Here is a 19,802-nt window from a genome sequence, read left to right as displayed (position 1 = left end):
AACGTTCTTTGCTCCATCCATACCCACAATGTAAAAGGATTTTTTCATGGATAAGAACGTTGCCCTGCTGCTCGCGCCCGGTTTTGAAGAAGCTGAAGCCATTATCACGCTCGATATTCTTTCACGTCTTGGCATTCGCGTGACCACTGTGGCCTGTCAGCCTTACAGGGAAGTGACCAGCTACCATCAGGTTAAGGTCGTGGCTGATGAGTTGCTGGAGGAGAATCGCGAGCGGCTGTTTGATGCGGTGATTGTGCCAGGCGGCCCGGACGGCAGCAAAAATCTGTCAGCGAATGCTGCGGTGATTGATTTTATTCGGCGACATGATGAAGCCGGTCGCCTGGTCTGCCCAATCTGTTCCGCAGCGGCCAGAGTACTGGCACCTCACTCACTTTTAAAGGGACGCCGTTATGTGAGTTCCGGCATCTCTTCAGAGGGAGTGACCGATGGCGTTTACGTTAACGCATCCGTTGTGAAAGATGGCAATCTGCTGAGTGGACAGGATCTGGGCGCGGCGTTTGATTTCGCCTTCGCCATCGCTTTTATTCTGACAGGTGAGGGCGACAAAGCCACTGAACAGGCGGAACACATCAGTCATAAGCTTAACGTGGATTTCGCTAAGCTCTGATTCGATTTTTCGCCCCCAAAGCGTCAGGCTGACGGGGCGAAAAGTAATAGCAAGAACGCTTTTTATTCACAACCAAATCCCGCATCCCGCAATACCGCTTTTGCCTGCTCTGAACCTAAGAACGTCGCCAGCCTTTGTGCCTCTGGCGTGATGACCGCACAGGCGTAGCGTGCAACAGGATTAACAGCCACCGGAATATCAACAACCGTCAGCCTGGCAGCCCGACTCAGGGCTGCCCGATAGCTGGCATAGCCGATAAACAGATCCGCCATATCCGCCTGAATAATCCACTCCGCTGCCAGCCTGCCAGCGGGAATTGCTGGTGAGTCTCGCCCGCCCACAAGCGGGAGGGCGCGCTGGCGCACCGCTTCACCGGCATTACCCATCCGGGAGAAAAGAACCTGCGTATAGTCACCCGACGGGTCGGTACCTGGTGTGGACGTGGCGATTCGCAGCGTGTCACGGGTGAGCAATGTGAACCAGTCGTCCCCAGGCAGAAGACAATCGCTGCGCACCGTAATGCAGAGCCGATTGCTGGTAAACGGCATTACTGACAGCGCGTGTCCGGCAGCCAGCAGCGTTTGCGGATGATCCTCACTGGCTGAAGCAAAGAGGTCGCACGACTCACCGGCCTCAATCCGTTCGCGGAGCAGGCCGGCGGGACCAAAATGGGTTTCAACCGGCTCCGGAAAGTACGCCATTAGTGCTGGCCAGACGCCTTTCAGGCTGCCCGCCGCCAGTACCTGCATCACTCTGGCCCCTGATAAGGGGTGCGATAAAAACGCAGATACCAGCGGTTAGCCAGTTTGTTCATGTCGACATCCTGAAATTTCTGCGGGTAGAGTTTTTTTGCCATCCACAGTTCGCCAAGCCCCATCGCTTCCGGCATCGGATAGCCCCAGGCTTTTGCGTAGTCAGGCATCAGATAAACGCGATGATTTTTTACTGCATCAATGGCCTGCCATTGCGGCGAACTGTTGATCTCATTGATGACAGAAGGATAGCGATCCTGGACAAAAATCACCTGCGGGTCCCAGGCGATCACCTGCTCCATCGACACGGTTTTAAATCCTTTCACGGTCGCCGCAGCAACGTTAACCGCTCCCGCATGCTGCATCATCAGACCGGTATATTTCCCGGAACCATAAGTAGTCAGTTGCGGATTGGCCATATAGGCGCGAATACGTTTCTCCGCCGGTATATCTTTCAGACGGTCGCTGACGATTTTGCGACCCTGATCGGTGGCGTCAATCAACGCTTTCGCTTCGGCGGGTTTATTGACGATCTCGCCAATCAGCGTAATGCCTTCGCGCAGACCTTTGTCATAGGCCATTTCCTCATCAGCGAGGGTCGGGTTCATTTTGTCCTGTTCACCCGGCAGGCCATGACGCAGCGAGATAGCCACGACGGGGATCCCCAGCGCGGTAATACTGTCGATCATCTCATGCGGGGCATAGTTGGTGACAAATACCACCTGCGGATGCAGCGCCACCAGCTTCTCCGGATCAACGTGCGTCAGATCCCCAAGCGTAGCCATATGGTTCAGCTCAGGGGCCAGTCGGGCATAGCCGTCGCCGAGCTGCTGCTTCCAGCTCGCCATCACCCCGACGATTTTATCGGTGGCGTTCATCTGCACCAGCAGGTTCAGCGTCTGATGCTGAAGCACAACAATGCGGTCAACGTGGTCAGGAATCGTAACCTGACGGCCAATCTGATCGGTGATCTGGCGTGATGCCTGGGAAGAGAGCGGAAGAAATATCAGTAAGCCGAGTGTGCATACCTGCCAGAAGCGCTTCATTAACTATCCTCGAAAATCGTTATGCATTGGATTATATAGCGATGGGTGATGCGCGTCACGGTCTGGGGCATTATTTTGGGAAAGCAGCAGGTAGAAAAAGAGACTAATTGAGCAAATCGCCCTTATCCCCCCGCAGCACTGATTATGTGCAATGCCCGTTGCTGGTTCACCATCCCGGTGCTTTCTGTGCCAGAACCTGTCTACCTTACTGATATGGCTTGCTTTAATTTCTGGCACGCCATTTGCTGAAGTCTTAGCAGTAAGCAGCGTATGACACATTGATAGCAAATAGCTGGCTAGGGTTCCGGTTCACGCAGGTGAATGTCTGGTCCGAGAGCTGGCGACCTCTGCGAGGTTACACGGCGGGACAAAAGCCCGGGAGACAGCGGCACCATCTGGTGTCCTGCGCTGCTCCCGTTTTTTGTGCCAACCAGAGGTCAACCATGAAGAAATCCCCCCTCCTGACGCTGATTCTTTCGCTGACGCTGCTGGTCAGCGCGCCGTCTTTCGCCGCCGTCAAAAAAGAGTTCAACATCTGCTGGACCATTTACGCGGGCTGGATGCCGTGGGGCACCATCAGCAATGAGAAGATCATTGATAAATGGGCCAGCAAATATGGCATCAAAATTCATATCACCCAGCTCAATGACTACATCGAGTCGATCAACCAGTACACCGCCGGGCAGTTCGACGGCTGCACCATGACCAACATGGATGCTCTGACCATTCCTGCAGCCGGCGGCATTGCTAGCACGGCGCTGATTACCGGCAGCTATTCGGATGGTAACGACGGCGTAGTCCTGAAAGGGGAAAATAAAAAGCTCAGCGATCTGAAAGGGATGTCGGTCTATCTGCCTGCGCTGTCAGTGTCGCACTATCTGCTGGTACGCGGGCTGGAGAAGGCCGGACTGCAGGAAAAAGACGTTAAAGTCGTGAACACCTCCGATGCCGATATCGTCTCAGCGTTCGGCACCAGCAACGTTAAAGCGGCTGTGGCCTGGAACCCGCAGCTTTCGGTCATCAAAAAGACGCCGCAGACGACAGAAGTATTCAGCTCATCGGCCGTGCCGGGCGAGCTGATTGACATGATGGTGGTCAATACCGACACCCTGAAAGATAACCCCGCACTCGGCAAGGCGCTGACCGGTGCCTGGTTTGAGATGATGGCGAAGATGCAGGCCGGTGACACTCAGGCGCTGAGTGCCATGGCGGCCGATTCCGGTACGGACCTCGCCGGTTATAAGGCGCAGCTGAAAACCACCCACCTGTTCTGGACCCCTGCCGAAACCCAGACTTTTGTCTCTTCCCCCGATCTGGCGAAAACCATGCAGCGCGTCGCGGCGTTTTCCTTTGATAAAGGGTTGCTGGGCGAGGGCGCGCAAAGCGCTGACTTCATCGGCATGCGCTTCCCGGGCAACGTCACTGTCGGCGACACCGCAAACATCAAACTGCGCTTTGACGACAGCTATCTGAAGCTGGCCGCTGCGGGCAAGCTGTAATCACCGGACTCAGGAGTTTTTGCCATGCGCCACATCAACCGCTATCCCCGGCAGGGAATGCGCCTGACGCTGATGCTGTTACCGTTTGTGTTGCTGATCGCCGCGTGGTTTATCAGTTCGGCAGTGCGTCTGGAGGCGAATCCCCACGACAAACTGCTGCCCGGCCTGTCGCAGATGATCGCGGCCATCGACCGGATGGCGTTCATGCCTGACAAGCGTAGCGGGGAGTATCTGCTGTGGGCGGATACGTGGATTAGCTTAACCCGTCTGCTGACTGGCCTGGCACTCTCTTCGGTAATTGGCTTGTGCATCGGCATTGCTGCGGGCGTTTTTCCGATGACCCGCGCGGCGCTGTCACCTTTCATGACCGTGGTGTCGATGATCCCGCCGCTGGCGCTACTGCCAATGCTGTTTATCGTCTTCGGCCTGGATGAGCTGTCAAAAGTGATGCTGATCGTCATCGGGATCACGCCGATGCTGGCACGCGATCTGGAGCATCGGGCGCGGGAAATCCCCGTTGAGCTGTTTATCAAAGCGCAGACCCTGGGGGCGAACAGCTGGACGGTGGTGCTTCGGGTTGTGCTGCCGCAGCTCTTATCCCGGCTAATCACCTCGCTGCGTCTGCTGCTGGGATCGGCATGGCTCTTTCTGATCTCCGCCGAAGCTATCTCCGCGACTGCCGGGCTGGGTTATCGCATCTTCCTCGTCCGTCGCTATATGGCGATGGATGTGATCATTCCTTATGTCATCTGGATAACGTTGCTGGCGTGGCTGATGGATCTCGCGCTGCGTCAGCTGCACAAGGCCTGTTTCCCCTGGGCAGAAGGAGGCCGGGAATGAGTTTTATCGATATCAAAAATATCTGGCAGGAGTATGGCGACCACGTGGTGCTGGAACGCATCAATCTGCAGGTAAAAGAGGGCGAGTTCTGCTCGCTGGTAGGCGCATCCGGCTGCGGTAAGTCGACGTTTTTACGTCTTCTGCTCGGTCAGGAAAAGCCAACGCGGGGAACGATCACACTGGATGGCGAGCAGCTGCCCGGCGAGCCGGATCGCAGCCGTGGCGTGGTGTTTCAGCGCTACTCGGTTTTCCCTCATCTCAACGTGCTGGATAACGTCGCTATTGGCCTCGAACTCCCGGCGTCACCCTTTACGGGTCGGCTGTTTGGTGCCCGGAAACGTCAGGCCCGTGAGCAGGCAAAACAGATGCTGGTGAAGGTCGGGCTGGGCCATTCACTCGATAAATATCCGGCGCAGCTTTCCGGCGGAATGCAGCAGCGGCTGGCGATTGCGCAGGCGTTTGTGATGCAGCCACGCGTGCTGCTGCTGGATGAGCCGTTTGGTGCGCTGGATCCCGGTATCCGCAAAGATATGCATGCGTTGCTGCTCCAGCTCTGGAGCGAAACCCGCATGACGGTATTTATGGTCACGCACGACCTTGCCGAAGGCTTCAATCTTGGGACCCGGCTGCTGGTGTTCGATAAGGTGCGCATCGACCCGCAGGCCCCCAATGCGTGGGGCGCGCGTATCACTTACGACATCCCGCTTAATGAGACGCGACTGTCTCAGCTGACGACCGGCAGCAGAAACAACATTTACCCCTTAAAGGAGACCGCTCAATGACAGAACTTTTTCATTCAGCCCCGAGCCTGCGCGAAGAGCCGCTGACCGGTGGCGCGCATACCTCGCTGATTCTGCGTAAAGGGCAGATCCTGCGCCTGACCGACATTGAGGGCGGTGCCAACGTCAGCATGATGATGCTTAATCCGCACGAGAAAAGTGAACGGCTGAATCTGCCGGACACCCTGAAAGGCCAGCATACTGCTCGCCTGACCACCGGTCACTGTTTCTACTCCGATATGGGGCGCGTGATGGCCGCGATCGTTGCGGATAGCTGCGGCTGGCACGATCCGTTTGGCGGCGTACTCAACGCGGCGGAAATACGGGAAAAATACGGTGCCGGGCGCTATCAGGAGTTGCGCAACGGCTTCTATCGCAACGGCGTGGATAATCTGCTGGTTGAGATGGGCAAATGGGATCTGGGTCTGCAAGATCTGTTGATGGTCGTTAACTTTTTCAGCAAGGTCACGGTTGATGAGCAGGGCCGCTTCGGGTTCAACGCAGGTAATAGCCAGGCGGGTGATTTCGTAGAGCTGTACGCGCCCATGGACGTGCTGATGGTGCTGACCGCACTGCCACATCCGCAGGATCCCGCCACGGACTATCTCCCGCGTCCGGTTCAGCTGAGCTGGTATCAGGCCGACGATATGCAGGTTGTCAGCGATGCGATGATCACTCGTAGTGAAAATCAGCGTGCGTTTCACAACACTCAACTTTTTGCCCTGTAAGGAGGCTGCGATGACCCTTATCCACTCTGATCGTCGTCCTGAAGATGCTGTCTATCGCCACGTAATCCCGGCAGGCGAGCCGTGGCTGTTCGAAGTCAAAAAAGGGCAAACGCTGCGCCTGCTCGACCTCGAAGGCAATCAGGCGATTGATACCCTGTTTTACAATACTGAAAACCCGCGTGAACGCTACGATCCTCAGCGCACGCTGCGTCGTCAGGGCAAGGTATATCTGACCACCGGCAGCGTGCTCTATTCGAATCTCGGCAATCCGTTGCTGACGATCGTCGCCGACACCTGCGGTCGCCACGATACCCTGGGCGGTGCCTGCTCCCAGGAGAGCAATACCGTGCGCTATGCCCACGATAAACGCTACATGCACAGCTGTCGGGATAACTTTCTTTGCGCCTGCCTGCATGATGGCCGTCTGCACAAGCGGGATATCGGCGCCAACATCAACTTTTTCATGAACGTTCCCGTCACGCCCGAAGGCGGTCTGACCTTTGAGGACGGCTTATCTGCGCCCGGCAAATATGTCGACCTGGTGGCCGAATTCAACGTAATGGTGCTGATCTCCAACTGTCCGCAGCTGAATAACCCCTGTAATGGCTGGAACCCGACGCCCGCCGAAGTGCTGGTGTGGAACTGAGTCAGCCCGCTTAACCTCTCCGGCCACCTTTTTTTGCCGGTCAGCCCCGGGGACGGCCCCAGGGAATATCGTATTTTGCGGGACGACCCGCATCCCTGAGAGTTCGCCTATGTTTGATACCTTACTGATTGCTAATCGCGGTGCGATCGCCTGTCGTATTCTGCGCACGCTGCGTGCCATGCAGGTGAAAGGCGTCGCCGTTTACTCCGAAGCCGACCTGAGCAGCTTACATATTCGCGAGGCGGATGACGCGCTAAGCCTTGGCGAAGGCCCGGCCGCACAAACCTATCTGGTGACGGAAAAAATCATCGCCGCCGCGCAGCAGAGCGGGGCAAAAGCGATCCATCCTGGCTACGGTTTTCTTTCCGAAAACGCCGCCTTTGCGGAAGCGTGCGAGGCCGCCGGTCTGATTTTTGTCGGTCCCACGCCGCAGCAGTTACGGACCTTTGGCCTGAAACATACAGCCCGCGCGCTGGCGAAGGCCGAAGGCGTGCCGTTGCTGGAGGGCAGTGAGCTGCTGGCGGATGTCAGCGAGGCCCGCCGCGCCGCAGAGCGGGTCGGCTATCCGGTGATGCTGAAAAGCACGGCGGGCGGTGGCGGTATAGGGATGCGCGTCTGTGGTGATGCGAATGAACTGTCAGACGCGTTTGAAACCGTCCAGCGCCTCGGCCAGAACAACTTCAGCGACGCCGGGGTGTTTCTCGAAAAATATATCGAACGCGCCCGTCATCTCGAAGTGCAGATTTTCGGTGACGGGATGGGCGAAATTATCGCACTGGGCGTCCGCGACTGCTCGGTTCAGCGACGTAATCAGAAAGTGATCGAAGAGACGCCTGCGCCGAATCTGCCAGCAGGCATGGCCGACGCACTCTGCTCGGCGGCTATCGCCCTGGGGAAAGCGGTGAACTATCGCAGCGCGGGAACGGTTGAGTTTGTTTATGACAGCGCAGCGCAGCAGTTCTATTTCCTTGAAGTGAATACTCGCCTGCAGGTTGAACATGGCGTGACAGAACAGGTCTGGGGCGTAGATCTGGTGCAGTGGATGATTGAGCTGGCGGCAGGCGATCTTCCACCGCTAAGCGCATTAGCCGCCACGCTGAATCCACAAGGTCATGCTGTACAGGCGCGTATCTATGCAGAAGATCCGGGTCGGCAGTTCCAGCCTTCGCCCGGACTGTTAACTGAAGTCCATTTCCCGGCAGCCGACGGCAAAAACCTGCGCATTGACCGCTGGGTGGAAGCCGGATGCGAAGTCCCGCCATTCTTTGACCCGATGCTGGCCAAAGTGATTGCCTGGCATCCCACACGCGAAGACGCTATCGCCACACTGGCTCAGGCGCTGGCAGAAACCCGTTTGTATGGCGTTGAAAACAATCGCCACTATCTCCAGCAGATTTTAGCCTTTGCGCCCTTTACAGCGGGTGAACCCTGGACCCGCTGCCTGGCGCTGCTCAGCTATCAGGCGGCAACCGTTGAGGTGCTGAGTGCCGGCACCCAGACCAGCGTGCAGGACTATCCCGGACGTCTGGGATACTGGGCGGTGGGTGTGCCGCCATCAGGGCCGATGGACGATCGCGCCCTGCGTCTCGGTAACCGTCTGCTGGGCAATGACGAGGGTGACGCAGCGCTGGAAATCACGCTAAACGGACCCACGCTGAAATTTAACACAGAGATTCAGGCGGTGGTTTGTGGCGCGCCGCTCAGTGTCACGCTCGACGGCGTTGAACAGGCGATGGACGCTGTGTTTACCCTCCCTGCGGGCTCCACGCTGAAGCTGGGCGCGATGCGTGGCTCGGGCGTCAGAAGCTATCTCTGCCTGAGCGGGGGTATTCAGGTGCCGGACTATCTAGGCAGCAAAAGCACTTTTACGCTCGGTCAGTTTGGTGGCCACGCCGGGCGAGCCCTGCGAAGCGGTGATGTGCTGCATCTCGCGCCGCGGACTGCGAACACAGCCGGAACAGAACTTCCCGCTGCGCTGCGCACCGGTCTCGCGCCGGTTCGCACGCTGCGCGTGATTTACGGTCCCCACGGCGCGCCGGAGTTCTTCGCGCCTGACTATATGACGACGTTCTTTGCCACAGAATGGGAAGTGCACTTTAACTCCAGCCGCACAGGCGTGCGCCTGATTGGGCCAAAGCCGATCTGGACCCGCGACAGCGGCGGCGAAGCGGGACTGCACCCCTCGAATATTCATGACAACCCTTACGCCATCGGTGCGGTCGATTTTACCGGCGATATGCCGGTGATCCTGGGACCCGATGGTCCGAGTCTCGGCGGATTTGTCTGCCCGGTGACGGTCATCGAAGCGGATCTCTGGCAGCTGGGCCAGCTCAAAGCCGGTGACAAAGTACAGTTTGTGGCGGTGGATATTCCGACGGCCCGGCGGCTGGCTGAAGGCCGACGCACCGAACTGACCACACTCCAGCCACAGGACATTTACTGGCAGCCTGCGCCGCTGACTTCACCCATCGTGATGACCTGCGGTGAAGCGGATAAACGTCTGGTCGCACGGCTTTCAGGCGATACGCATCTGCTGCTGGAGGCAGGCGAGCCGGAGCTGGATCTGATACTGCGTTTTCGGATTCACGCCCTGATGCAGGCGCTGGAAGCGCAATCACGCAACGGCATTATTGATATCACGCCGGGCATACGCTCGCTGCAAATTCATTTCCAGCCGGAGACACTGAAGCCAGACGTGCTGCTGGCGTGGGTGCGCGCTGAATGGGAGACGGTCTGCATGAGTGATGACCTTCAGGTACCCACACGCGTGGTGCATCTGCCGCTCTCCTGGGACGATCCTGCCTGTCAGCAGGCGATCGAAAAGTATATGACCACCGTGCGCCCGGACGCGCCCTGGTGCCCGAGCAATCTTGAGTTTATCCGTCGGATAAACGATCTGCCTGATGAGCAGGCCGTCTGGAACACGGTGTTTAAGGCCAGTTATCTGGTCATGGGACTGGGCGATGTCTATCTTGGCGCGCCGGTTGCCACGCCGCTGGATCCGCGTCATCGGCTGGTGACGACGAAATATAATCCGGCCCGCACCTGGACGGCGGAAAACTCGGTTGGCATAGGCGGCGCTTATCTGTGTGTTTATGGTATGGAGGGGCCAGGCGGCTATCAGTTTGTGGGCCGCACGCTGCAGATGTGGAACCGATATCGCGAAGTGGCCGATTTCGGCGGAAAGCCCTGGCTGCTGCGCTTTTTTGATCAGATCCGTTTTTATCCGGTCTCTGCTGAGGAACTGCTGCAGATTCGTCGCGATTTTCCACTCGGTCGTTATCCGCTACGCATTGAGCACAGTACGCTGCGGCTGGCGGCATATCAGGATTTCCTCATCCGTGAAGCGGAGAGTATCGGCGAGTTTCGGGATCATCAGCAAACCGCGTTTAATGCAGAACGTGACCGCTGGATAGCCAGTGGTCAGGCCCATTTCGACAGTCAGGAAAACGTAGCGGATGAAGGCGGCGACGCACCGCTGCAACCGGGCGAGCAGGGGGTTGAAAGTCCGGTATCCGGCAATCTCTGGCAGGTGCAGGCGACCGCAGGCAGTCGGGTGCGGGAAGGGGATATCCTTGTGGTGCTGGAGTCGATGAAGATGGAGATCCCACTTCTGGCCCCGTGCAATGGCATAATTCAGCAGGTCAGCGTCCAGCCAGGCAGCGCAGTACGTGCAGGGCAACGCGTGGCGGTAATCGTTGAAGATAATGCGTAACGACGATCACAACCGACCAGCCGGATAAGATCATGCTGAATGCCGCTGCGCCCGTCAGCGGCAACATGCTGGCGGGCGCAGGCAACATGCATCACAGCAGCCGGATATCAGCACCGCGCGCCCAGTTCTTTTAGCCAGCCGATCATCGCTTCACTGCCAGGCTGACTCAGCGTGCGTTGCGGCCACGCCAGGAAATAGGGTTTGCTCAGAGGCAGGCAAAGATCATCCACCACCACCAGATCGCCACGCGCCAGCTCTGGCGCGATAAGGCGTCGCTGTCCCAGCAGCAGTCCCATTCCCGCAACAGCCGCATCGATCGCCAGTGAGGTCAGGTTAAAGCTGAATGCAGGTTGAGGCAGCGGTTCATCCATGCCTTTTGCCTGAAACCAGCTTTGCCAGTCCGGCAGGAATCGTCCTTCATTACCCCAGTCGAGGTGGATCAGCGGGGCCTGACTTAAGATCGATTCCGGCATGACGCGTTGTAATAGCGCCGGACTGGCCACCGGCAGCACGTCATCCTGAAATAATCTGATCTTATCCAGCTGCGGGTAACGATCTTCACCAAAGCAGATCACAAAATCGGCGGGCATCGCCGTGAAATCGACCGGTGAATGGGTGCCGTTTAACGAGATAGCGATATCCGGACAACGGTCTCGCCAGCTCGCCAGTTCTGGCAGCAGCCATTTCGACGCCAGCGCCGGTAGTGCGTAAATCGTAAGTTTTGGGGCGCTGGCCGCATGGCGGATATTTTGCTGGCCGAGGTGCAAAATATCAAAAGCTTCGGTGACGTAGCGCAGATACTCTTTGCCGGTTTCGGTCAACATCACGCCGCTTTGCGTGCGCAGAAACAGCGCGCTGCCGAGTTGTTCCTCCAGCTGGCGGATCTGCTGGCTGACCGCCGCCGGGGTTAAGGCCAGCTGGGCGGCGGCTTTTGCCAGGCTGCCCAGTTCGGCAGCCACTTTAAAGGACTGTATGACGCTGATTTTGGGCAACCTTGGCAATTGAGCGGGCATTAATTCTTCCTTATCAGGGCAGTAAGTTTTTATCGTTACGCAGCGTGGCAGGCGACAGGTAGAGTAACATCACACCTGCCCATCATGAGAAATGTTGCTATGTCTGGATCCCTCGTTCGTCTCGATCTTCATCCGCTGGCCGATCATGACTGGCGTCAGCGCTGTCGTGAGCAGTTAAACCACTCCGGTGCGCTGGTACTGCGTCAGTTTTTACAACCTCACGCTCTGGAGGCGGTTATTGAAGAGGGCAATGCCCGGCGTCATCTGGCCTATCACACCCGCAGCAAACACAATGTCTACCTGATGAAGCCGGATGAGGCGTTCAGCGCGGATCACCCGCGTAACCGGGATGTGCTCAGCACCAAAGGATGCATTACAGATGATGTTATTGGTGCCGACTCACCGCTGCGCCAGCTTTATAACGATGACCTGTTTAAACATTTCCTTTGCGATGTGCTGGGAGAGGAAGCGCTCTATCCTTATGCCGATCCGCTTTCGTCGATTAACCTGCACTATGCGCCTCACGGCCAGGAGTTGGGCTGGCACTTCGACAACTCCTCATTTGCTATCACCTTACTGGTCCAGAAACCGCTGGTGGGCGGCGTGTTTGAGTATGTGAAGGATTTGCGGGATGCCGATGCCGGTGAGATGAACTTCGACGGCGTTGACGCGGTACTGGACGCGCGCCAGCCGGTTAACGCGCTGGAGATCGATGCCGGCGATCTGGTGCTGTTTCGTGGCCGTAACTCCCTGCATCGCGTGACACCCACCGAAGGCGAGGTCACGCGGATGCTAGCGGTGCTGGCTTACAACACGCAGCCTGACATCGCGCTGTCAGAAACAGCCCGAATGACCTTTTACGGCAGACTATAAAATCAGGGCGTGTCTGTGAGGGCACGCCAGCCGCGCTGAAAGATTTGCTGCATGCGGAAAGCCACTAACGCACGCCAGTCCGCATCTTCGGGCCAGAATCCCTCGACCAGTTGCTGTTTCAATGCCCGACCAGCCGTACTATTCAGTGTGCAGGTCTTCACACCAGAGGCCGGGTTTTGAAGACATTATCGGATTAGAGTTACCGATCAGACACGCCTGGATTAAGGCAGATAATGGCTTTCTGACCCGACAAAATATAATGCGCACAATCTATCTTATGTTAAATGTAATATCTGACTAGCCGCTAACCTTCGTTATCCTGTCCCCTCTGGTTCTGATGTCTGCTGTGAACCAGAGATCAAAGACCTCTCACCAGTAAGGCTGTACTGACACTCTTCAAACTCAAGCTACCCTGACACTGCTCTGAGACCATGCCCCGCAAGAGCAATGTCTGGGTTTAAAGCAAATAAAAGTCATACGACTTTGTAAATGTCCAGTTTTACCCCTGTCTGCGTTCTTTCTGCTGCACAGACGAAAATGGAGGTCGTTAACCAATTAAGTTCCGGGGAGTCGACTTCAAATACTGGCACTGTCCTGAAATAGATTTGTGAGGGTAATAGTTCATCGAAGAAGCGCATGTCATTACCAAAGAGCTGAGCTCTATATTCTTCGGGGATAATGCGAATACCGTTGTTTTCAACGTAGACAGTGCCTTGCTCGACCTGTAAAGCGTAACGAGCAGAAAGCCGACAAACGCCTGCTGAATCTACAAACTGGCTGTCAACACCACCTGGCATGACGTGCCCCTTCAGTTCGCCATAAACAGATCCTGACAGAATAGGAATAAGCTGTCTTTTACCCTGTGAATTGCGGTTAGAAACAACAACGGGCTTATCAACTTTTATCTCAATGGTAAAGCTGTGTTTAAGAGCGGGCAACATACAACCTCCTGTTATCAATCCCGCCAGTTTAAGAACTCATCACGGATAGGATAGTACTAATCATGCGGCGTCCGATTTCTGGCTTTCTTTGAGGATAAAAAATCCCGACACCAGAGTGCCGGGATTTTTTTATGGCCAGTTACTCCTTCGCTATCGGCGTCTCGCTAACGTCAATCTTCGTGTCGCCCTGAATGCCCTTAATGCGTTTCTCAACGTCATTCACCTGCTCGCTGCTGTGCAGCAAGGTGTACGTCAGATCAAATGCCGTGCTCGCGCCCGGTTGCAGTTGCTTCACGCGCTTTTGCTCACGTTCAATGGTGACCGGATAGGCGTAACTGGTGCCTGGCTCGATGCCGGTTACGTAACCCTGTTTCAGGGTGTCGGTGTTTTTCCATAAGGTCAGCATCGGGAGCTGACGGGTATCAAACTGAATCGATGCGCCGCTGTTTCCGACCTTGTTAATCACTGCAGCGACGGTCTGATGATTGCTGTCGGAAAGTGGTTTGATGTTGAAAACCATCTCATCGAAGTCTTTGGTCGGACCTTTGTAGGTCTGCCACTCCTTTAACCCGGCTTTTGCATAATCATTGAACGGGCTGATGCCGGACATCGGGGCAAGGAAACGTGCGCCCTCTTCCAGGATTGGCTGGCCGAAGTTGCTGTGATAGATAATCTGATAATCGTGCGGATAGTCAGCATGATTGGTTAACACATCATGCAGGCTGAAACTATTACTGCCTGGCACATAGCGCAGCTCAGTCATGGTCTGCAAATCCGTCTTCTTAAAGGTGCTCTCTTTAACCAGACCGCGAATACGGATCTCATGCGGTGCCGCATCAGCCACTTCAACTTCGAGCTGCGAAACCGGCGTGTTACCCGCTTTACCGTGTAGCGTGTAAATGCGGCCCTGATCGGTCACCGGATGTCCGGTCCACTCATAGCCACAGCGCACCATCATCTCATTGAAACCGTCCAGCCAGCCCAGACCGTTGCGGCTTTCCAGATTGATATAAGCGGGATTAACCACCTCTTTCACCGGAGAATCCCAGCCCATACGCGTGCCAAAGCCCTCAACGCGCAGTAAGTTCATGCCGCGTGTCGGACTGAGTGTGATGGTGAGACCATCCTGACTGCGGATGGTGACAATTTTACTGCCTTCCTGCTTGCCGCCATGAAGCACTTTTTGCTCGATGCTGAACGGCTTACCCTGCAACTTCAGCTCACTGCTGGAAATCTGCCAGTTTCCCTGCTCAGTGCCCTGTTCTGCACTTGTCAGCACCCAGGTTTTCGCCGCTGCTGAACCTGAAACCAGAACCGCCAGTACTGTTAATGCCAGTTTAATCTTCATCATCCGCCTCATTTGCTGAATCGTTTTTTCATTCCATAAATGGAATCTACTGTCTGAAGCCGATCAGAAACGTGACGATGCTCACCTGCCAGAAAACCGGCGCTTTTCAGCAACATTATTGCGGGTCAAATCACATAAATTTTGCTTACAAAGGAATAAGCACGACGCAATCTGTGAGTCACTGAGGGACGAGGTGAACTCGATTCAGCATCCCGATGCAATGAAAATCAGAAACCGGGATTAATGTCCTCCTAAATAAATCGTTAAAAAATTTCAAAACCGCGCAACTTTTTCCCGTTTTAAACGAACCTTAGAAAAGAGACGTCAGACAACCCCGTCTGCTCGTTAATGGAGAGAGTCACGCCAATGAAAAACACCCTGAAAACCCTGGCCGTCGCTACGCTGCTGGCACTGAGTGTTCCGGCAACATCCGCATTTGCGGCGTTACAGGTCGGTGAAAAAGCACCGGATTTTAAACTCGACGCTGCGCTGGCGGGTAAATCGACCACCTTCTCATTACAGCAGGCGCTGAAGAAAGGCCCGGTTGTGCTTTACTTCTTCCCGGCAGCGTTCAGCGCGGGTTGTACGCTTGAAGCGCATGACTTTGCTGAAGCGACCGATGAATTCAAAAAACAGGGTGCGACCGTCATTGGTGTCACCGCCGGAAATACCGATCAGATTGCTAAATTCTCGCAGCTTGAGTGTCGAGACAAATTTACCGTAGCCGCCGATCCGGGTGCCAAAGTTGCCGAAGAATATAAGAGCACCATGGAGATGAAGGGCCAGAAAGTCTCAGACCGCACCTCGTATGTGATTGCGCCGGACGGCAAAATCCTGCTGAGCTTCACTGATAAAAATCCTGATACGCATATCCAGAAAGCGATGGATGCCGTTAAAAAATATCGTCAGGCCAATCCGGCATAACTTCATCATCTGAGCAGGTACACCATGCTGACTGCGATTGCAGCCGCCTTCCTGGGCGGCATTATTCTGAACCTCATGCCCTGCGTGTTTCCGGTGATCTCACTGAAAGCACTGAGCCTGATCCGCCACCACGAATCCCCCTCCCACGCACGTGCTGAAGGCCTGGCCTTTTTGCTCGGCGTCGTGGTGACGATGGTTGCCCTGACCGCCGTATTGCTGCTGGCCAGGGCGGGCGGAGCGTCGGTAGGCTGGGGATTTCAGCTGCAATCGCCGCTGGTCATCGCTGCACTGATTCTGGTGATGCTGGGTTCAGCACTGAATTTGCTCGGTCTGTTTGAAGTCGGACTGTCAATACAGCGGGTTGGCGAAGTGGGAGGCGATCGCGGTGGTCTGGTTGGTTCAGCCCTGACCGGCGCACTGGCTATCATTGTCGCCACCCCCTGCAGTGCGCCGTTTATGGCCAGCGCGGTAGGCTATGCGCTGACCCAGCCTCCACTGGTCAGCCTGGTGATCTTTATATCGCTGGCGCTGGGCTTTGCTGCGCCCTTTACCCTGATCTCATTCTTCCCGGTTCTGGCGAGAATATTGCCAAAACCGGGTGCCTGGATGATCACCTTAAAACAGGGTCTGGCGTTTCCAATGCTGGGTGCGGTGGGCTGGCTGATCTGGGTACTTGAACGTCAGGCGGGATCGGCGGCGCTGGCCGCGATTCTGGCCTGCTGTTTACTGTTGAGTTTTGCTGCCTGGCTGTATGGCATGGCGCAGAAACGCCGTATGATGGGGCAGCGTCATGTGGTGATGCATGTTGCAACCGCGTTCTTTCTGGCGCTGGTTGTAGTGCCGTTATTGAATCTGAATAGCGTAGCCAGGGCACCGGCTGAGACGGAAAGCGCCTCACAGCCTGCCGCCACGGTGGCCTGGTCGCCCCAGAACGTTGATGCCATCAAAGGCCAGGGCAAACCCATCCTGGTGAACTTTACTGCGTCATGGTGTATTACCTGCCAGGTTAACGATCGCACGTCGCTGTCGACACAGGCAGTAAAAGCGGCAATGGCGCGTACCAGCACCATTTACATGGTCGCGGATTCGACTAAATACAATCCCGATGTTGAACAGGCGCTGAGCGATTTCGGACGCGGTGGATTACCCCTCTACGTGGTCTATCCGGCTGACGGCGGCAAACCGGTGGTACTCCCACAGGTGCTGACGCCGGGCATCGTGATTTCAGCGCTGGATCAGGCAACGGAAAAAGGAAAGAAAACCTGAGACGATTGATGAAACAATTTTCTGCTCCGGTATCAGCACACAAAGACAGTGTGCTGATCTGCTGATGACTGATGTCAGACACTGATCAACGCGCACAGCACTGGCCAGCCTTAATGGCCCGGGCACAGGCGGGCGACAAAGCAGCCTACAACCAGGTACTCAAAGCGATGGTTCCGGCCATCCGGGCACTGGTGTGCAGAAAAATCAGTGATGAGGTGCTGGTTGAGGATGTGATTCAGGAGACGTTGCTGGCAATCCATCGGGTGAGGCATACCTACGATCCGCAGCGCCCGATATTGCCGTGGGTAGCCGCTATCGCCTCTGCCCGAACGCTTGATGCGCTGCGCCAGCATGGTCGTCGTCAGGAAGTCCAGGATGATGAGGCGCTGCAGCAACGGTCCGTTGAAAGTGCAGAAGCCACAGCCGATCCCGCTATCCTCTCAGGCTATCTCGATACCCTTCCGCTACGTCAGCGAGAGATCGTCGAATCCGTGCATCTGCGTGAGCAGAGCCTGGCGCAGGCAGCCGCTGAAACCAATCAGTCTCTCTCTGCCGTTAAATCCCTGTTGCATCGCGCAATGGTCAACCTTCGAAAATATGGACGGGGTCATCATGAGAAATCATGACCAGTTAATCGATCAGCTCAGCGACTCTGCCCAGCCGGTGCAGCGCGTCTGGCCTACTGGCTGGCGCGTTGCGGGCTGGATCGCGCTCGCCCTGCCTTGTGGCGCACTGACCAGCTGGGCGTTTCACAGCAGGTTTACTGACTGGAGTCAGCCTGGCGCATGGCTGGCGCTAGTTGCCGTACTGCTCTCTCTTGTCATCGCGAGCAGCACGCTGGCGGCAGCCTTTACGTTAAGTATTGCAGGCAGAAAACCAATCAGCCTGCGCTGGCCGCTGCTGCTGGCGGTAATGTGGCTGGGGCTGAACCTGATCAACATGTCATCTGAAACCGCGCCTGCGGGCGCGAGCCGCTTTGGTGAAGGGATACATTGCTATCTGTTTATGCTGTCGGCCAGCGTGCCGATGATGCTGATGTCCGTGATCGCCCTGAAACGCACCCGTTCACTCTATCCCGCGCGCAGTCTGGCGCTGAGCGGCTGTGGCAGTGCGTTTACCTCATCGATGTTGCTGTCGCTGTGCCATGACACCCATCTGCATATGCTCGATTTTTCCATGCATCTGGCGGCGGGCATCACCATTGTGGTGCTGACGGTGGTGGCCGGACGCCGCTGGGTCCGATTAGGACATTAAAGATAAAAAGCTCGCTCTTACCCCTTCCGCTGCTCTGGTCAGCGGATAGCGCGCAGTAGCGAGCCTGCTTCAGATCAAAGATATTTTGCAAACCACGCCGTCTGCACCTTGATGACTGACGCGAAGTGCTGACCGCTGTAGATATCGTAATGACGGGCCTCATCGGCCACAAAGAGCTGTTTGTCCTTCGCAGCGACAGCCTCAAACAGTGCGCGCCCCTGCTCGGGCGGGTTCACGCTATCCTGACCCGCAACCACGACCAGTGTCGGGCAACTGACCTTTGCAGCATTCACGGCGGGCTTGTAGAGCAGGGTTTCTCTGACGGTTAAAAACGGAATTTTGATGTCCATTTTCGGGTGTTGATGCCGGTTTTCCTCGAAGAACGCTTTCGATTCGTCATCATTCAGCACGCGCGTGATAGCAACAAACATCTCCTTGCCACTCTCCTGCCGCTTTTGATCCATTTTCTCCAGCGTGGCAATAAAGCCTGCTTTTTCTGTCGCGTCCATTTTCCCGGTAACGATTGCTTCGCCATCCGCAAAAGCCAGCTGACTGACAACACATTTCACATCCGGGTTGTTGGCTGCCGCACCAAAGACGTGACAACCACCAAAAGAAGTCCCCCATAAGCCGATCCTGTCCGGGTCCAGCGCCGGTTGCTGTTTAGCCCACGCGATGACTGTGAGAATGTCATCAATCTGCATTGACGGCACCAGACGGCCTCGCTCGCCTTCACTGTCACCGAAACCACGATAGTCAAACGTTACGGTGGTGAAACCTGCCTGCGTAAACGCCTCTGCGAAAGAAGGCAACAAAATCTCACGAATTCCGCAAAAGCCGTGACAAAGAATAATCACAGGAGATTTAGTGGCCGTTACGGGCTGACGCAGCGTCAGCACCATGCCTTCGGGCAGGTGGTGGGTTGATGACTCCATCATTTTTAATGCTCCTTGTTAAGCGGTTAAGGGTATGAAAAGTCAGCCCGCACCCTTTCATAAAAGCACCATTTTTACTCCGATCCAGATCAGATAGATGATACTTACCGCCTCAATTGTCGACGCCGCCTTGCTGGATGCTGCCAAACCTCCGACTTTGGCGTAGGCTGAAAGCTGGCGGATTAAACGACACAGGCGATCACGATGCAGAATGAAATAACAGCACAATGCCACTGTGGCGCGGTGGCATACCGGGTAACGCTGAAGGATGGATTTAACACGGTGCGCCGCTGCAACTGCTCGTTTAGTCGGATGCGCGGCGCGGTAGTGGTATTCGCAACAAAAGTTGAGTTGACCCAGGGTAAAGCGCAGCTCACGGAATATCGCTTCAACAGCAAAGAGGTAGGGCACTATTTCTGCTCTATTTGTGGTATCTACACCTTTCACCAGAGCCGCTCGCAACCCGATCAGTTTGGGGTTAACGTTGCCTGTCTTGAGGGAATTTCACCCTTCGATTTTACCGACGTGCCGGTTTCCGATGGCATCAATCACCCTAAAGATGGCGGCGCAGGCGGTGTAGCCGGTCATCTGATCTACACCCCCTCGCAGTCCTGA

The 19,802-nt window shown here is 55.9% G+C and carries 19 protein-coding genes, 1 pseudogene and 1 riboswitch; of the genes and pseudogenes, 13 read left to right on the top strand and 7 right to left on the bottom strand.

Annotated elements, in window-relative coordinates:
- The first annotated feature begins 46 nt into the window (after positions 1 to 46).
- Positions 47 to 628, top strand: a complete 582-nt coding sequence (locus tag F3I44_RS14525; RefSeq protein ID WP_150011511.1) for a DJ-1/PfpI family protein — start codon at positions 47 to 49, stop codon at positions 626 to 628.
- Between the two features lie 62 nt (positions 629 to 690).
- On the opposite strand, the gene F3I44_RS14520 is transcribed toward F3I44_RS14525, so the two are convergent.
- On the bottom strand, positions 691 to 1,377 hold the full coding sequence (locus tag F3I44_RS14520) for a molybdate ABC transporter substrate-binding protein (protein ID WP_150011773.1): 687 nt from the start codon (positions 1,375 to 1,377) through the stop codon (positions 691 to 693).
- Complete coding sequence (locus F3I44_RS14515; protein WP_150011509.1) at positions 1,377 to 2,426, bottom strand: ABC transporter substrate-binding protein; 1,050 nt, start codon at positions 2,424 to 2,426, stop codon at positions 1,377 to 1,379. Before F3I44_RS14515 ends, F3I44_RS14520 begins: the two co-directional genes overlap by 1 nt.
- Before the next feature lie 285 nt (positions 2,427 to 2,711).
- Positions 2,712 to 2,810, top strand: a riboswitch (guanidine-I (ykkC/yxkD leader).
- 59 nt (positions 2,811 to 2,869) lie between these two features.
- Here F3I44_RS14515 and F3I44_RS14510 point away from each other — a divergent pair.
- The 6 genes from F3I44_RS14510 (at position 2,870) to uca (ending at position 10,633) form a co-directional block, all read left to right on the top strand.
- Positions 2,870 to 3,925, top strand: a complete 1,056-nt coding sequence (locus tag F3I44_RS14510; RefSeq protein ID WP_150011507.1) for a putative urea ABC transporter substrate-binding protein — start codon at positions 2,870 to 2,872, stop codon at positions 3,923 to 3,925.
- A gap of 24 nt (positions 3,926 to 3,949) precedes the next feature.
- Positions 3,950 to 4,765: an ABC transporter permease gene (locus tag F3I44_RS14505; RefSeq protein ID WP_150011505.1), complete on the top strand. Its 816-nt coding sequence runs from the start codon at positions 3,950 to 3,952 to the stop codon at positions 4,763 to 4,765.
- Positions 4,762 to 5,547, top strand: a complete 786-nt coding sequence (locus F3I44_RS14500; protein WP_150011503.1) for an ABC transporter ATP-binding protein — start codon at positions 4,762 to 4,764, stop codon at positions 5,545 to 5,547. Before F3I44_RS14505 ends, F3I44_RS14500 begins: the two co-directional genes overlap by 4 nt.
- Positions 5,544 to 6,272 (top strand): urea amidolyase associated protein UAAP1, encoded by a 729-nt coding sequence (locus F3I44_RS14495; protein WP_150011501.1) that lies wholly within the window; start codon positions 5,544 to 5,546, stop codon positions 6,270 to 6,272. Before F3I44_RS14500 ends, F3I44_RS14495 begins: the two co-directional genes overlap by 4 nt.
- 10 nt (positions 6,273 to 6,282) lie before the next feature.
- A complete protein-coding gene (locus tag F3I44_RS14490; protein ID WP_150011499.1) occupies positions 6,283 to 6,918 on the top strand; it encodes an urea amidolyase associated protein UAAP2 in 636 nt (211 codons plus the stop codon).
- A gap of 109 nt (positions 6,919 to 7,027) precedes the next feature.
- Positions 7,028 to 10,633, top strand: a complete 3,606-nt coding sequence (gene uca, locus F3I44_RS14485) for an urea carboxylase (protein WP_150011497.1) — start codon at positions 7,028 to 7,030, stop codon at positions 10,631 to 10,633.
- 107 nt (positions 10,634 to 10,740) lie between these two features.
- On the opposite strand, the gene F3I44_RS14480 is transcribed toward uca, so the two are convergent.
- The gene (locus F3I44_RS14480) at positions 10,741 to 11,646 is read right to left on the bottom strand and encodes a LysR substrate-binding domain-containing protein (protein WP_150019458.1); all 906 of its coding nucleotides are present in this window, start codon (positions 11,644 to 11,646) and stop codon (positions 10,741 to 10,743) included.
- 99 nt (positions 11,647 to 11,745) lie between these two features.
- Between F3I44_RS14480 and F3I44_RS14475 the strand changes: the two genes are divergently transcribed.
- Entirely contained in the window at positions 11,746 to 12,519 is a 774-nt protein-coding gene (locus F3I44_RS14475) for a 2OG-Fe(II) oxygenase family protein (protein ID WP_150011493.1), read from the top strand.
- 2 nt (positions 12,520 to 12,521) lie between these two features.
- Here the strand turns inward: F3I44_RS14475 and F3I44_RS23925 are convergent.
- The 3 genes and pseudogenes from F3I44_RS23925 to F3I44_RS14460 all read right to left on the bottom strand — a co-directional run.
- Positions 12,522 to 12,659 (bottom strand): annotated as a pseudogene (locus F3I44_RS23925) (DUF2817 domain-containing protein); the annotation flags it as partial.
- Between the two features lie 333 nt (positions 12,660 to 12,992).
- Positions 12,993 to 13,460 (bottom strand): DUF3237 family protein, encoded by a 468-nt coding sequence (locus F3I44_RS14465; protein WP_150011491.1) that lies wholly within the window; start codon positions 13,458 to 13,460, stop codon positions 12,993 to 12,995.
- Positions 13,461 to 13,599: 139 nt separating this feature from the next.
- Positions 13,600 to 14,808, bottom strand: a complete 1,209-nt coding sequence (locus F3I44_RS14460; RefSeq protein ID WP_150011771.1) for an aldose 1-epimerase family protein — start codon at positions 14,806 to 14,808, stop codon at positions 13,600 to 13,602.
- Between the two features lie 366 nt (positions 14,809 to 15,174).
- Here F3I44_RS14460 and F3I44_RS14455 point away from each other — a divergent pair, with 366 nt between their 5' ends.
- The 4 genes from F3I44_RS14455 to F3I44_RS14440 all read left to right on the top strand — a co-directional run bounded on the left by F3I44_RS14455 (position 15,175) and on the right by F3I44_RS14440 (position 18,252).
- Positions 15,175 to 15,732, top strand: a complete 558-nt coding sequence (locus F3I44_RS14455) for a peroxiredoxin (protein WP_033735696.1) — start codon at positions 15,175 to 15,177, stop codon at positions 15,730 to 15,732.
- 24 nt (positions 15,733 to 15,756) lie between these two features.
- Positions 15,757 to 16,998 (top strand): protein-disulfide reductase DsbD, encoded by a 1,242-nt coding sequence (locus tag F3I44_RS14450; protein WP_150011489.1) that lies wholly within the window; start codon positions 15,757 to 15,759, stop codon positions 16,996 to 16,998.
- A 71-nt stretch (positions 16,999 to 17,069) separates the two neighbouring features.
- On the top strand, positions 17,070 to 17,624 hold the full coding sequence (locus F3I44_RS14445) for a sigma-70 family RNA polymerase sigma factor (RefSeq protein ID WP_150011487.1): 555 nt from the start codon (positions 17,070 to 17,072) through the stop codon (positions 17,622 to 17,624).
- Entirely contained in the window at positions 17,611 to 18,252 is a 642-nt protein-coding gene (locus F3I44_RS14440; protein ID WP_150011485.1) for an NrsF family protein, read from the top strand. The genes F3I44_RS14445 and F3I44_RS14440 overlap by 14 nt, the downstream gene beginning before the upstream one ends.
- 74 nt (positions 18,253 to 18,326) lie before the next feature.
- Here F3I44_RS14440 and F3I44_RS14435 read toward each other — a convergent pair whose 3' ends face one another.
- Positions 18,327 to 19,187: an alpha/beta hydrolase gene (locus tag F3I44_RS14435; RefSeq protein WP_150011769.1), complete on the bottom strand. Its 861-nt coding sequence runs from the start codon at positions 19,185 to 19,187 to the stop codon at positions 18,327 to 18,329.
- A gap of 204 nt (positions 19,188 to 19,391) precedes the next feature.
- On the opposite strand from F3I44_RS14435, the gene F3I44_RS14430 reads away from it, so the two are divergent.
- Positions 19,392 to 19,802 carry a GFA family protein gene (locus tag F3I44_RS14430; protein ID WP_150011483.1) on the top strand — a complete coding sequence of 137 codons (411 nt, stop codon included), beginning with the start codon at positions 19,392 to 19,394 and terminating at the stop codon, positions 19,800 to 19,802.

The sequence above is a fragment of the Pantoea sp. F_5 genome, from assembly GCF_008631595.1.
In the GTDB taxonomy this organism is placed as follows: domain Bacteria; phylum Pseudomonadota; class Gammaproteobacteria; order Enterobacterales; family Enterobacteriaceae; genus Pantoea; species Pantoea gossypiicola.
This window is presented reverse-complemented; position numbering and strand designations above follow the sequence as displayed.

Coding starts and splice junctions, on each gene's coding strand:
- F3I44_RS14525 (WP_150011511.1), top strand. CDS start 47: ATGGATAAGAACGTTGCCCTGCTGCTCGCGCCCGGTTTTGAAGAAGCT.
- F3I44_RS14520 (WP_150011773.1), bottom strand. CDS start 1,377: ATGCAGGTACTGGCGGCGGGCAGCCTGAAAGGCGTCTGGCCAGCACTA.
- F3I44_RS14515 (WP_150011509.1), bottom strand. CDS start 2,426: ATGAAGCGCTTCTGGCAGGTATGCACACTCGGCTTACTGATATTTCTT.
- F3I44_RS14510 (WP_150011507.1), top strand. CDS start 2,870: ATGAAGAAATCCCCCCTCCTGACGCTGATTCTTTCGCTGACGCTGCTG.
- F3I44_RS14505 (WP_150011505.1), top strand. CDS start 3,950: ATGCGCCACATCAACCGCTATCCCCGGCAGGGAATGCGCCTGACGCTG.
- F3I44_RS14500 (WP_150011503.1), top strand. CDS start 4,762: ATGAGTTTTATCGATATCAAAAATATCTGGCAGGAGTATGGCGACCAC.
- F3I44_RS14495 (WP_150011501.1), top strand. CDS start 5,544: ATGACAGAACTTTTTCATTCAGCCCCGAGCCTGCGCGAAGAGCCGCTG.
- F3I44_RS14490 (WP_150011499.1), top strand. CDS start 6,283: ATGACCCTTATCCACTCTGATCGTCGTCCTGAAGATGCTGTCTATCGC.
- uca (WP_150011497.1), top strand. CDS start 7,028: ATGTTTGATACCTTACTGATTGCTAATCGCGGTGCGATCGCCTGTCGT.
- F3I44_RS14480 (WP_150019458.1), bottom strand. CDS start 11,646: ATGCCCGCTCAATTGCCAAGGTTGCCCAAAATCAGCGTCATACAGTCC.
- F3I44_RS14475 (WP_150011493.1), top strand. CDS start 11,746: ATGTCTGGATCCCTCGTTCGTCTCGATCTTCATCCGCTGGCCGATCAT.
- F3I44_RS14465 (WP_150011491.1), bottom strand. CDS start 13,460: ATGTTGCCCGCTCTTAAACACAGCTTTACCATTGAGATAAAAGTTGAT.
- F3I44_RS14460 (WP_150011771.1), bottom strand. CDS start 14,808: ATGAAGATTAAACTGGCATTAACAGTACTGGCGGTTCTGGTTTCAGGT.
- F3I44_RS14455 (WP_033735696.1), top strand. CDS start 15,175: ATGAAAAACACCCTGAAAACCCTGGCCGTCGCTACGCTGCTGGCACTG.
- F3I44_RS14450 (WP_150011489.1), top strand. CDS start 15,757: ATGCTGACTGCGATTGCAGCCGCCTTCCTGGGCGGCATTATTCTGAAC.
- F3I44_RS14445 (WP_150011487.1), top strand. CDS start 17,070: ATGTCAGACACTGATCAACGCGCACAGCACTGGCCAGCCTTAATGGCC.
- F3I44_RS14440 (WP_150011485.1), top strand. CDS start 17,611: ATGAGAAATCATGACCAGTTAATCGATCAGCTCAGCGACTCTGCCCAG.
- F3I44_RS14435 (WP_150011769.1), bottom strand. CDS start 19,187: ATGGAGTCATCAACCCACCACCTGCCCGAAGGCATGGTGCTGACGCTG.
- F3I44_RS14430 (WP_150011483.1), top strand. CDS start 19,392: ATGCAGAATGAAATAACAGCACAATGCCACTGTGGCGCGGTGGCATAC.